The following is a 12210-nucleotide window of genomic DNA, read 5'->3' on the forward strand; positions in this document are numbered from 1 at the left end:
GAGACCGGGGCGTTTCGTGGCGCGGATTCAGGCTTTGGGGTGGCGATTACGATAGATGCACAGGGGCACCAGGATCACGGTCAGCACGAAGGCGACCAGCGCCCATTGCGCCAGGGACAGGCCGAGGATCGGCGGATAAGGCGTGCTGCAGAAGCCGTCGACCTGGAAGCCCAGGGGAAACACTTTGGCCAGGGGCAGGTCATCAACGATCGGCTGCAGCACATCGATGCCGCAACTGACCTGAGGGAAGAACTGGGTGTACACATGGTGACCGGCAGCCGCCACACCGCCCACGGCGCTGAGCACCACCAGGCCCTCAAAGAACGTAACGGCCCCTTTGGTACGCATCGCGGCCCCGATGAACGCAAAGAACGCGATCAGCAGCAAGGCGTAGCGTTGCAGGATGCACAGTGGGCACGGCGCTTCGCCCAACACCACTTGCATGTACAGCGCGCCGCCGATCAGCGCCAGGCAGATGATGCCCAGCAACACCAGAAAGCGCCGCTCCCTGCCCAAACGCATTTCGTCACTCATCTCCGGTTTCCTTTGTCTGTTTGCCTGATGGCAACAAGTTTACACACAGGCACCCGTTAAAACAGAGAGGGGTTAACAACGGATTAATCAGGAAAAATGAAGAATCCAATGTGGGAGGGGGCTTGCCCCCGATGCGATGTGTCAGCGAAAGACAAGCTGACTGACCCACCGCTATCGGGGGCAAGCCCCCTCCCACATTGGACAGCATGGCTGCTGAGGGATTATTCCAACGCCGCAGCGGGGCCGAAGAACTCATAGCGCACCTGCTTGTGCGGTACGCCCAACGCCTTCAGATGCCGCTTGATCGCCGCCATGAAACCCTTGGGCCCCAGGAAGTACGCATCAATATCGCGCTGCTCGGGCAGCCAGGCCGCCAGTTGCTCCTGGCTCAGCAGGCCGACCGTGTCCGCCGCCGGGCTCACGCCGTCGTCCTCGGCATAGCAATAGAAACGCTTGAGCTGCGGGTGCCTGGCCGCCAGCGTATCCACCCAGTCACGGAACGCATGCACGCCGCCGTTACGCGCGCAGTGGATAAAATGCACCGGGCGCTGGGTGGCCAGGGCCGCTTCGAGCATCGGCAGGGTTGGCGTAATGCCTACCCCGCCGCTGATCAGCACCAGCGGCTTGTCGCTGGCGGCCAGGGTGAACTCGCCCGCTGGGGGGAACAGGTCAACAGTTGCGCCGACGTGCAGTTGGTCATGCAGGTAATTGGACACCCGCCCGCCGGCTTCGCGCTTGACGCTGATGCGGTACACCCCGGCATCGCTCAAGGCCGACAGGGAATAGTTACGACGCACTTCCTCGCCATCGAGCACCAGCTTCATGCCGATGTATTGACCGGGGGCAGCGTTGAGGATCGGGCCGTTGTCCGCCGGGGAAAAGTAGAACGAGATGATCTCGGCGCTCTCCTCCACACGCTTGACCAGCACGAACGGCCGCGCACCGCGCCAGCCACCGGGGGCCTGGGCTTTCTCGTCGTAGATAGCCGCTTCGGCGCCGATCAGGATGTCCGCCAACTGGCCATACGCCGCGCCCCACGCGCTCATTACTTCAGGGGTGGCTATCTCGCTGCCCAGCACCTCGGAAATAGCCCGCAGCAGGCACGCACCGACGATCGGGTAGTGTTCCGGCAGGATCTGCAAGGCCACGTGCTTGTTGATGATTCTGGCCACCAGGTCGCCCAACTGGTCCAACTGGTCGATATGCCGCGCGTACATCAACACGCCATTGGCCAGGGCACGGGGCTGGTCGCCGCTGGCCTGGTGAGCCTGATTGAACAGTGGGCGAACTTCAGGGTATTCGGACAGCATCATGCGGTAGAAATGGGTGATCAGCGCTTCGCCGCCGCTTTCCAGCAGGGGCACGGTGGATTTGACGATGGCACGATCTTGGGCACTCAGCATGGGAGACTCCTGGTCTTTTCACTAATGCCTTTGTGTACTCACTAATCATGCCAATCGATAAAGTTTTACTTTTCAATAACTTAAATATTATGTAGTCAGTATGACTTCGTACAACTTATAGTCATAAGGACTACAAGGAGTCATTATGACTGCAAAGCCGCTGCTCACCACCCTGCTGCCGCTGGTTGCCGACCTGTCCCGGGAACTGCCCGAAGGCGAGCGCTACCGACGCCTGTTGCACGCCATGCGCGCCCTGCTGCCGTGCGATGCCGCCGCGTTGCTGCGCCTGGATGGCGAGTGGCTGGTGCCGCTGGCCGTGGATGGATTGAGTGCCGATACCCTGGGCCGACGTTTCAAAGTCAGCGAGCACCCGCGTTTCGAGGTGTTGCTGAGCAGCCCCGGCCCTACCCGCTTCGACAGCGACAGCCCGTTGCCCGACCCTTACGACGGCCTGGTGGACGGCCTGCACGGGCACCTGGAAGTCCACGACTGCATGGGCTGCCCGCTGTTTATCGACGACCGGCCCTGGGGCCTGCTGACCCTGGACGCCCTCGACACCGAGCGCTTTGAACGGGTCGAACTCGACGCCCTGCAAGCCTTTGCCAGCCTTGCCGCCGCCACCGTCAACGTCGCCGAGCGCATTGAACGCCTGGCGTTGCGCGCCGAAGACGAGCACCAGCGTGCCGAGATCTACCGTCAGGCCAGCGGCCAGCAGCACAAGGAAATGATCGGCCAGAGCAAGGCGCACAAGCACCTGGTGGAGGAAATCAAACTGGTGGGCGGCAGTGACCTGACCGTGCTGATCACCGGTGAGACCGGGGTCGGCAAGGAGCTGGTGGCCCAGGCGATCCACGCCGCGTCGGCGCGTGCCGACAAACCCCTGATCAGCCTCAACTGCGCCGCGCTGCCCGAGACCCTGGTGGAGAGCGAGCTGTTCGGCCATGTGCGCGGCGCCTTCACCGGTGCGCTGAATGAACGCCGGGGCAAATTCGAACTGGCCAATGGTGGCACGCTGTTCCTGGATGAAGTGGGCGAGCTGTCGCTGACGGTGCAGGCCAAGCTGCTGCGGGTGCTGCAAAGCGGCCAGTTGCAGCGCCTGGGTTCGGACAAGGAGCATCAGGTGAATGTGCGCCTGATTGCCGCCACCAATCGTGACCTGGCGGAAGAAGTCCGCAATGGCCGCTACCGCGCCGACTTCTACCACCGCCTGAGCGTCTACCCACTGAAAGTGCCTGCGCTGCGTGAACGCGGGCGCGACGTACTGTTGCTGGCCGGGTTCTTTCTGGAGCAGAACCGCTCACGCATGGGCCTGGGCAGCCTGCGCCTGACCAGCGATGCCCAGGCGGCGCTGCTGGCCTACGACTGGCCGGGCAATGTGCGCGAGTTGGAGCACTTGATCGGACGCAGCGCGCTCAAAGCCCTGGGCCACTGCCGCGAGCGGCCGAAGATTCTCAGCCTGAGCGCTTCAGACCTCGACCTGCCGGATGTCAGCGCAGCGACCCTCGACGCACCGCTCGCCAGCGCCCCCGACGTCACTGGCGACCTGCGCCAGGCCACCGAACACTTCCAGCGCCAGGTCATCAGCGCCTGCCTGGAACGCCATCAACACAACTGGGCCGCCGCCGCCCGCGAACTGGGCCTGGACCGTGCCAACCTCGGCCGCATGGCCAGGCGGCTGGGCCTGAAATAACCCGAAATGTGGGAGAGGGCTTGCTACACAACTCTGTAGCGCCCAACCGTAACCACGATGCGAAGCGAGCCGCTCTTGACCTTGATCTTGATCTGCTTTTGATCTCAGGCGCCCCGTTAAACCACGCTGGCCGAACGCAGGCTTGAATTCGTGGGTAACCCGGCAGGACGCCGGGTTAGCCGCACTGGGCCATGGATGGCCCATTGCGGCGGCCCACGGATTCAAGCCGGAGAGAGGGCACACCGAGCCTAGGCGAGGTGCCGAGTGGTGGGGCAGGAGCGTTTTGCTTACTTTTGCGCTTTTCAAAAGTGAGCCGCTGTAAAAGCGGAACCCATAGCAGCCGTTACCGCAGAAATGGATATGTACTCGGTCCAATCCAACATCCTGGTCGGCTCTGAGGCCGCCATCGGGGGCAAGCCCCCTCCCACAGGTGCGGTGTCGCACCAAAATTGTGTAGATACCTATCGCTACGGGGGCTTGCCCCCTCCCACATCAGACCTGTTTCGCATGCAAAATCGGGGTCACCGGCTTGGGTTTACGAAACACCAGCACATTGCCCAGCATCACCAGCACCAACCCCGCCAGCGCCGGGGCGGTCCACTGATAGCCCTCGGCAAATGCCGATACATTCAGCGCCACCACCGGGAACAACACCGTGCAATAGGCCGCCCGCTCCGGCCCCATGCGCCCCACCAGCGTCAGGTAGGCGGTAAAGCCAATCACCGAACCCGGGATCACCAGGTACCACAGCGCACCGATATACCGCGCACTCCAGTCCATCTCGAACGGAATACCACGCACTGCGCAATAGGCCGCCAGCATCGCCGCACCATAGGCCATGCCCCAGGCATTGGTGGTCAACGGCTTGAGCCCGGCTTTCTGCTGCAAGCTGGAGAGCATATTGCCCGCCGAAAAGCACATCGTGCCCAGCAAGGCCAGGCCCAGGCCGAGCAAGGTCTGCGGGCTGGCGGTATGCCCGGCCACCTCCGGCCAGAACAAAAAGCCCAGGCCCAGCAACCCAAGCGCGCCGCCCATCAACACATTGCGTGCGACCCGCTGACCGAAAAACACCCGGGCATTCAGCGCGTTCCACAAGGTCGCCGTGGAAAACACCACCGCCACCAGCCCGCTGGGGATCCACTGGCTGGCGGTGAGAAAACACATGAAATTGACGCAAAACAGGCACAGGCCCTGCGCCAGGCAAATCAGGTGCCCGCGCCGGTTCATCACCTGCAGCCGGCGACTGAGCAGCAACAGCACGAACAGCACCAGCGCCGCCAGGCCAAAGCGATAAACGATCGATACGGGAATCGCCACCACGCCCAACTGCCATTTGAGCGCGATCCAGGTGGTGCCCCAGATCAGCACCGTGAGTAGATACAGGGAAAGGTTCATAGCGGGCTCCGGTAAGTGAGCCACAGTGTCGCTTTTACCGCGTGCGGTTCTCTTGCACATTCTTGCGCTTTTGTAAGACACGGGGCTCACAGCGCCATGACGGCGCGGTAGGATGCAAAACGTCGGAGAACACAGCATGCCAGCACTGGAATCCCTGCAAGTCTTTCAAGCCCTTAACCGCTCGCCCAACGCACGCCTGCAAGCCTGCGCCGAGCTCGGTGACGGTTTGTCCGCAGCATTGTGGAGCAACCACCACGATTCCCAGGATTACCAGGCGCCCAGCCATCACACGTTGTCGTGCTACATCGGCGGCGGCACCGGCACTTTTCGCCGTGATCAGCCGGGCGTCAAGGGCGGTCCGGACAAACTGTGCATCCTGCCGGCCGAGCATCAATCGGCATGGGTGATCAATGGTCAGATTCGCCTGGCCCATGTGTATTTCAGCCCCGAACAATTTGCCCTCGGCTGCGTCACCCTGCTTGACCGCGAACCCCGCGAGCTGCAATTGCGCGAAGGCACCTTCCTCGAAGACGCCCGCCTGTCCGGATGCTTTCACCAGTTGATTGCCCTCAACTGGCACGAGCCCGGCGAGCGCCTGCTGACCAGCAGCCTGGCCCACGAAATGCTCAGTCACACCCTGCTCAGCCAGGTCGGCGCCCGTGACGGCCTGCGGGTAAAAGGTGGGCTGGCCGCGCACCAGCGGCGGCGGTTGGTGGAGTACATCGACCAGCACCTGCAGGACGCCATCAGCCTCGGCCAACTGGCGGGCCTGTGCGCGCTGTCGGAGTATCACTTCGCGCGCATGTTCCGCCAAAGCTTCGGCCTGCCGCCCCACCAGTATTTGCTGGCGCGCCGGCTGGCACGTGCGAAGAGCCTGCTGCGCGGCAGCGCCCTGGCCGTGGGGGAGATCGCCTTGATGTGCGGTTTCTCCAGCGCCAGTCATTTCAACCAGCGCTTTCGCCAAGCCATGGGGGCGGCGCCCGGGGACTATCGCCAGGCCTTTCGCGCCTAGCCCATCAAGCCCAGCGTCTTGGCCTTGGCCACCGCCTGCGTGCGTCGCTCCACCCCGAGTTTGCTGTGGATACGCCGCGCATGGGTCTTGACCGTGTGCAGGGAGATATACAGGCGGTCGGCAATTTGCAGATTGGAGTTGCCCAGGGCGATCAACTGCAACACTTCCAGTTCGCGCTGGCTCAGCGGGTTTTGCGTGACGCCGACGGGCGACGCTTGCGGTTCGAGCCCCAACTCACTCAATAATCCCGGGGCACGTAGACGCAACTCGCGCACCGCCTGCTGCACCTGGCAACGCGCGGCCAATGCCAGGCCGGCTTGCAGCGCCAGTCGCGCCCGGGTCGGCTCTCCGAGGCGCCAGGCCACCTCGCCCAGCACCAACTGCAGCTCGGTTTCCAGGCACAGCATGCCGCGTTGCCGGGTGCTGTCGAGCAAGGCGCCGAGACGCTCAAGCGGCTGTTCGGCGCAGCCCAGCCTGACCTCGGCCAGCACCAGCAGGTACTCAAGACGCGGGATCAATTCCAGTGTGGCCGGCGGCGCCTGCTTGGCGCAGGGCCCATGAAAGTGGCGCAGCACGCGGCGCATCGCTTCCACCGTCAATTCCGCGCGCCCCTGCTGCAACCAGAAATGCCCGCTGACCAACAACAGCACCGCGCGGTACACCAGCACGGGGACGTGGCGCTGCTGCATCAGCCGCTCGGCATCGCGCAGCTGGATAAACGCCTGGGCGTAATCACCGCGATTGGCCGCCAGCAGCGCCAGCCCGAGAAATCCGTAGAGCACCCGCTTGTCCTGGCTGTGCAGGCAGATGTTCATACCGACCTCGAAACATTCGCCCGCCAGGGCGTCCTGCCCTTGACGCAACGCCAGATGCCCGCGTCGCAGGGCGATACGCCCCATCAGTGGCCCCGCCTGCAAGCGCTGCTCGACCAGCATCGCTTGCACACCTTCCAGCAGGCTGTGCGCCCGGTAAGGCGCGCCGCGCTGTTCCAGCAACTGGGCGTGATCCAGCTCCAGCAAGGCCTCCAACACCAGCGAACCGTGGGCGCGGGCCAGGCACAGCGCTTCGCGATTGAAGGTCTGGGCGACATCCAGCTCACCGCGCAGCAGGGCTTGCTGTGTCAGGCCCGACAGGCACATCAGGCGCGATGTCCAGGCACTCTCGGGCAAGGCTTGCAGCGCATCGAGGAAATGCGCGCGGGAACCTTCGGCATCGCCGCTCAGGTGCAGCAGCCAGCCGGCCTGCGCCTGCCAGCGCGCCACCAGGTGACGCTGCGCCGTCGCCGTGGGTCGCGGCGCGAATCGAGCCAACTGGTCGATGCACACCGCCGCCTGCTCGAAGCGCCCGGCAAACAGCAGTGCCGCCGTGACCAGCCCGACCAATTGCGCCGAGCCGAGCATCAATTCATCACCATGCTGCTCATGCAGGCGCAACAGCAACACGGCATTTTGCCCGCGAAACAAGTCTTCGAAACTGAAGTGCTGCAACAGGCTCACCGCCGCCTCGTATTCCTGCGCCAGCAGCGCCTGCTCGAAGGCGGCCTGCCAGTCCTGCTCGGCACTGAACCACTGGCAGGCGCGCCGGTGCCAGGCGCGCTTGGCCGGCCAAGGCTCTTCGCGCAGCAGGCGCGCCAGGGGTGCAAATATCTGCAGCCAATCGGTGCTGCCTTCCCAGGGCTGGATAAACGCACCGAGCGCTTGCAGCTCGCGCAGGTACTGAGCACCGTCACCAAAGCCGAACAGATGTTCACACAGGCCCGTGTTGAAGCGCGGCAGGTTGGCGAGCACCCGCCAGGCTTCGGCCAACTCCGCCGGCAAGCTGTTGAACACTTCGTGTTGCAGATAATCGAGCAAGGTTTTATCGGCGTGGCCGTCATTGAGTAACGCGATGCGCGCTCCGGCACACCAGCCTGCGCTGAATTGCATGACACTCTCGACAGTCTGCCCAGGCCCGAGCAATGCCTGGATTTCCGTAGCATTGAAGGCCAGTTCAGCGCTGCCGCACTCCAGCAATTCATCATCAAGCAACAGCCGTGGCCAATTGCACAATGGTCGGCGTCGCGCGCCCAGCCACCAGGTCAGCGCCGGGCTGCTGCTGGCGAGCAACCGGTCCAGCAAGGCGTCCAGCTCGGGCGCGGGCAGGCGGCAGAAATCATCCAGGCACACCCACGCCGTGGGTTGCCAGCGCCCCAGATCCAGCAATAACGTGGCTTCATCGGTGTAGGGCAACCCAAGGCTGTGGGCCAGGCGCCGGGAAAAATCATCAGGGCACGCCACGCCACCATTGAGTGCCAACCAGTACACCTGGCAGCCGGACGGCGCCTGCAGTGCACATTCGGCGAGCAGCGCGCTCTTGCCGCTGCCAGCCGGCGCGCACAACAACTTCACACGCGCCGACGCCGCGAGCAACGCTGCGGCCAGGCGCGGGCGCAGCACATGGTGGGCGGACAGCCGGGGCATAAATCCGGGACGGTCCAGGCAGCGTGTCAGGGCGGTCATTGCTGCATCCTGCTTTTTTATTGTGATGCAACCCTAGTCCTGCGGTGGGCGGTTGTTGAAGAAGTATTCAGCAGGGTGATTAAGGGCCATGCACAAAACCCGATGTGTATGCAGACCAATGTGGGAGGGGGCTTGCCCCCGAAGACGTCGGCCCAGCAAACATTGATGTTGGTTGACGCACCGCTATCGGGGGCAAGTCGAATAGTCGCACCGCCCCCCCCCACAGGGGATCTGCGCTTAATTAGGGCTTGCTCCCCCCACAGATTGATTGCATTTGAGTCGAGGATCAGCGCACGCCTTCAGACCTGAGCGCCGCCGGGGTGTAATCCGCCGCCTTGGCCGCGAAGCCGAACACGAAGCTGCTCTTCTCCTCGTTTTTCATGCCCAGCGCGAGGTAGCGTCCGGCAATCAGGTCGTAGAGGGTTTCCACGGTGTAGGCCGGCACCTGGTGGTCGTAATAGAACTGTGCGTGGCCTTCGGCGACGCGCCACAGTTGGCCGCGACCGTCGTAGTGGTCCACCAGGGCGACCTGCCAGCTGTCCTCGTCGATGTACATGTGGCGCTTGGCGTAGATGTGCCGCTCGCTCGGCTTGACGGTGCCGACCACTTCCCAGACGCGATGCAGCTCATAGCGGGTCAGGTCCTGGTTGATATGCCCGGCCTTGATGATGTCGTCGTACTTGAGGGTGGGCGAGTCGAGCTTGTAGCTGTTGTAAGGGATGTACAGCTCCTTCTTGCCCACCAGTTTCCAGTCATAGCGGTCGGGCGCGCCGGAGAACATGTCGAAGTTATCCGTGGTGCGCAGGCCGTCGGAGGCGGTGCCCGGCCCGTCATACGACACCTGCGGCGCGCGCCTTACACGGCGCTGGCCGGCGTTGTAGATCCAGGCGAGGCGCGGTTCTTTCACCTGGTCGAGGGTTTCGTGCACCAGCAGCACATTGCCGGCCAGCCGCGCCGGCGCGGTGACCGATTGCTTGAAGTAACTCAGCACGTTGGCCGCCTTGGCCGGGTCGATATCGGGGATGGCCTGGGGCACCGCGACTTCTTCTTCGAAGCGGATCGGCGTGTAGCTGCCGTTGGTCTGGGGCGTGGCCTGGGTGATGATGCGGCGCAGGTTGCCGCCGTGGTAGCGGGTGATGTGGTTCCACAGCACCTCCACGCCATTTTTCGGGATCGGGAACGCGTAGTAACGGTTACCGGTGAAATTTTCCAGACCGTTGCCGTCGTTGATCGCCTTGACGTTGAGGGCGCTGCGCTTGATCGACTCGTAGACATCGGCCGGCAGGTTGACCGTACGGTGGCTCGGGTACACCGGGATCTTGTAGGTCTCGGGGTAGCGCTTGAACATCGCCACCTGGCCGTCTGAAAGCTTGTCCTTGTACTTGTCGACGGTGGCGGCGGTGATCACGAACAGCGGCTTTTCAGCGGCGAACGGGTCGGCGAGAAAGCCCTTGCTGTCCACCGCGCCGGCGTTTTTCGGGATGCCGCCGGTCCAGGCCGGGATCGAGCCATCGGCGTTGCCGGCTTTTTCGGCGCCGACCGGGGTAAGTGTGGTGCCAAGCTTGGCGGCTTCTTCCGGCGATACCGCTGCCATTACGTGGGCGGCCAATAGACTCAGGGCCAGCACTGCAATTGTCTTACGCATAAGTTCTTGTCCTTCTTTTAAGCCAAATCAGAAGTTCACGCCGAAGCTGAGGGCGAGGAAGTCGCGGTCGGTCAGGGTGTTGTAGTCGCCGCCAAAGAAGTCGGTGTAGCTGAGGCTGGCGGTGTAGGTGCTGCGGTAGTCCGCGTCCACGCCGACGCTGATGGCCTTGGCGCCTTTGTTGAAAATCCCGTTGGGGCCGTAGCCGGCGACGTCATGGGACCAGGACAGGTTGGGCTTGAGGTTCACCCCAGCAATCGCGTTGTTGTAATCAAGGATTGCCCGTGCGCGGTAGCCCCAGGAGGTGGAGGTGACGAAACCGTCGGTGTCACCCTGGAACCCATAGGCGCCGTACACCGAGTCGCGGCCATAACGCAGTCTGGTTTTGTCTTCCAGGCCGGCGACATGCACCACGGCCGCTTCGCCCACCAGGGTCAGGCGCTCGGCGCCCAGCACCTGGTCGAAGAACTGGGTCATGGTGCTTTGGATCTGGGTGATTTCCTTGCGGCGGTAGCCTTTGTTGTCATCGCCGAAATTGCTGCGGATGGGTGAGGCCAGTTGGCCGGCGATCGGGTTGATCAAGGCCAGGGTCAGGTCGGTGGTATTCAGTTGCACCGGCGCGTTGGGGCGGTAGCTGATTTCGCCGGTCCACGCCGTGCCGGTGGGCAGCGTGGTGGAAAAGCTGGCACCGAACAGACGGATGTCTTCGGGGTAATCGAGGTAGTACTGGCCACGACCGAGCATCGTGCTTTGAGCCAAACCGGCGCCGGAACCCGGCGCAATGGCGTTGGCGGTGTTAATAATGCGCCCGAGAGTGGCCAGGTTGGTGTTGGCCGTCAGGGTACCGACGGTCGGTGTGCGGCTGTGGTAGTTCATGAAATACAAGCCATATTCAGTGTCATCGCCCAGCCAGCGCAGGGCGGCGCCGAACTGGCCGGAGTCGCGCGCATCGCGGTCACCGGCACGCCGCACGATCACGCCTTCATTGGTGACGCCAAACCCTTGGCCAAAGGCAGCCGCCACCGGTTGCAACGGTCGGATCGCCGGGCTGCCTACGGTGTAGTTATTGGTGCAGCCGTCCGCCGCCACGTCACCGCCGAAGAAGGTGCCGCAGTTGTCCAGCACGGTCTGGTCCCATTCCAGCTGGTAGAAGCCTTCGACGGTCAGTTGATTGGTCAGGCTTTGGGAGGCAAACAGCATGTTCACCGGAATCAAGCCTTCCTTGATCTCGGCCCCCGGGCGACGGAATGCCGACACGTCGATCGGGTTGATGCTGTTGATGGAGTTGCCGATGAAGGTACTTTCGCCCCAACTGACCACCTGCTTGCCGGCGCGCACGGTGCCGGGCAGGTCGCCCAGGGAGTAGTTGTGGTAGACGAACGCGTCGAGGATCTGCGCACCGCTGGATTTGGCGCCTTCCTTGCGGTTGTGGTCGCTGATCGGCTTGAACTCGCGGTCTTCGTCCTTGAGCTCGAAGTCGTACCAGTACTTGCCGCGCACGAACACACCGGTGTCGCCGTATTTGAGTTCAAGGTCGTGCAGGCCCTTGAAGATTTTCGAGAAGGTTTCGCCCTTCTTGAAGTTCAGCCGCCCGTCATCTCCGGTGGACGCCTGACCCGTGCCGCCATTGACGGTGCCGACCAGGCTTCTGTCGGCATCCCGCGTGCCCCAGCTCGCACCGACCGACAGCGAAGAATCGAATTGCCCTTCGATCTCGCCGATGTTGAACGAAACAGCCTGTGCCTGGGCACAGCAGCCCACGGCAACCGCAGCGGCCAGCGCCTGTGGCGTGAAGATGGCGCGCATTGTTGTTTTTGTCATGCGTCTTCCCCGGTGAGTGACAGAAGGCCCCACCCTACTGCTGCCCATGGGGAGCGATAAGCGCACCAAGGAGGTATTCGTGTTGTCGCTCGAAAGGATGACAAGCCCCGCCGCCTGAGGCTTGGGCACGGGTCATGGATTGGATGGATGGCGGATTATCAGAAGAATCGATGACGGCACGGCAATTATTGTCGTTTTGGTAACAGTCCTTGTCC

The 12210-nt window shown here is 63.1% G+C and carries 8 protein-coding genes; 2 read left to right on the plus strand and 6 right to left on the minus strand.

All coding sequences use genetic code 11. From position 1 onward, the window contains the following. Positions 1-27: 27 nt before the first annotated feature. Together BOP93_RS22330 and hmpA are read right to left on the minus strand one after the other, a co-directional pair. Entirely contained in the window at positions 28-534 is a 507-nt protein-coding gene (locus tag BOP93_RS22330; protein WP_104504689.1) for a disulfide bond formation protein B, read from the minus strand. A gap of 221 nt (positions 535-755) precedes the next feature. Next, positions 756-1937: an NO-inducible flavohemoprotein gene (gene hmpA, locus BOP93_RS22335; protein ID WP_104504690.1), complete on the minus strand. Its 1182-nt coding sequence runs from the start codon at positions 1935-1937 to the stop codon at positions 756-758. A gap of 145 nt (positions 1938-2082) precedes the next feature. On the opposite strand from hmpA, the gene norR reads away from it, so the two are divergent. After that, positions 2083-3627, plus strand: a complete 1545-nt coding sequence (gene norR / locus BOP93_RS22340) for a nitric oxide reductase transcriptional regulator NorR (protein ID WP_104504691.1) — start codon at positions 2083-2085, stop codon at positions 3625-3627. Between the two features lie 492 nt (positions 3628-4119). Here the strand turns inward: norR and BOP93_RS22350 are convergent, their stop codons facing one another. Beyond that, positions 4120-5022 (minus strand): DMT family transporter, encoded by a 903-nt coding sequence (locus BOP93_RS22350; RefSeq protein ID WP_065892844.1) that lies wholly within the window; start codon positions 5020-5022, stop codon positions 4120-4122. A gap of 136 nt (positions 5023-5158) precedes the next feature. Between BOP93_RS22350 and BOP93_RS22355 the strand changes: the two genes are divergently transcribed. Then, positions 5159-6034, plus strand: coding sequence for a helix-turn-helix domain-containing protein (locus BOP93_RS22355; protein ID WP_065892845.1), 876 nt, complete (start codon positions 5159-5161; stop codon positions 6032-6034). On the opposite strand, the gene BOP93_RS22360 is transcribed toward BOP93_RS22355, so the two are convergent. The 3 genes from BOP93_RS22360 to BOP93_RS22370 all read right to left on the minus strand — a co-directional run bounded on the left by BOP93_RS22360 (position 6031) and on the right by BOP93_RS22370 (position 11995). After that, complete coding sequence (locus BOP93_RS22360; RefSeq protein ID WP_104504692.1) at positions 6031-8532, minus strand: LuxR C-terminal-related transcriptional regulator; 2502 nt, start codon at positions 8530-8532, stop codon at positions 6031-6033. The two genes, BOP93_RS22355 and BOP93_RS22360, sit on opposite strands and share 4 nt — an antisense overlap. Positions 8533-8818: 286 nt before the next feature. Beyond that, on the minus strand, positions 8819-10177 hold the full coding sequence (locus BOP93_RS22365; protein ID WP_104504693.1) for a DUF1329 domain-containing protein: 1359 nt from the start codon (positions 10175-10177) through the stop codon (positions 8819-8821). A 27-nt stretch (positions 10178-10204) separates the two neighbouring features. Then, positions 10205-11995, minus strand: coding sequence for a DUF1302 domain-containing protein (locus BOP93_RS22370; protein WP_104504694.1), 1791 nt, complete (start codon positions 11993-11995; stop codon positions 10205-10207). Positions 11996-12210: the final 215 nt, after the last annotated feature.

The organism is Pseudomonas orientalis, from assembly GCF_002934065.1.
GTDB lineage: Bacteria > Pseudomonadota > Gammaproteobacteria > Pseudomonadales > Pseudomonadaceae > Aquipseudomonas > Aquipseudomonas orientalis_A.

Excerpts from the sequence above, each read along its gene's own strand:
- BOP93_RS22330 (WP_104504689.1), bottom strand. The coding sequence starts at position 534 with ATGAGTGACGAAATGCGTTTGGGCAGGGAGCGGCGCTTTCTGGTGTTG.
- hmpA (WP_104504690.1), bottom strand. The coding sequence starts at position 1,937 with ATGCTGAGTGCCCAAGATCGTGCCATCGTCAAATCCACCGTGCCCCTG.
- norR (WP_104504691.1), top strand. The coding sequence starts at position 2,083 with ATGACTGCAAAGCCGCTGCTCACCACCCTGCTGCCGCTGGTTGCCGAC.
- BOP93_RS22350 (WP_065892844.1), bottom strand. The coding sequence starts at position 5,022 with ATGAACCTTTCCCTGTATCTACTCACGGTGCTGATCTGGGGCACCACC.
- BOP93_RS22355 (WP_065892845.1), top strand. The coding sequence starts at position 5,159 with ATGCCAGCACTGGAATCCCTGCAAGTCTTTCAAGCCCTTAACCGCTCG.
- BOP93_RS22360 (WP_104504692.1), bottom strand. The coding sequence starts at position 8,532 with ATGACCGCCCTGACACGCTGCCTGGACCGTCCCGGATTTATGCCCCGG.
- BOP93_RS22365 (WP_104504693.1), bottom strand. The coding sequence starts at position 10,177 with ATGCGTAAGACAATTGCAGTGCTGGCCCTGAGTCTATTGGCCGCCCAC.
- BOP93_RS22370 (WP_104504694.1), bottom strand. The coding sequence starts at position 11,995 with ATGACAAAAACAACAATGCGCGCCATCTTCACGCCACAGGCGCTGGCC.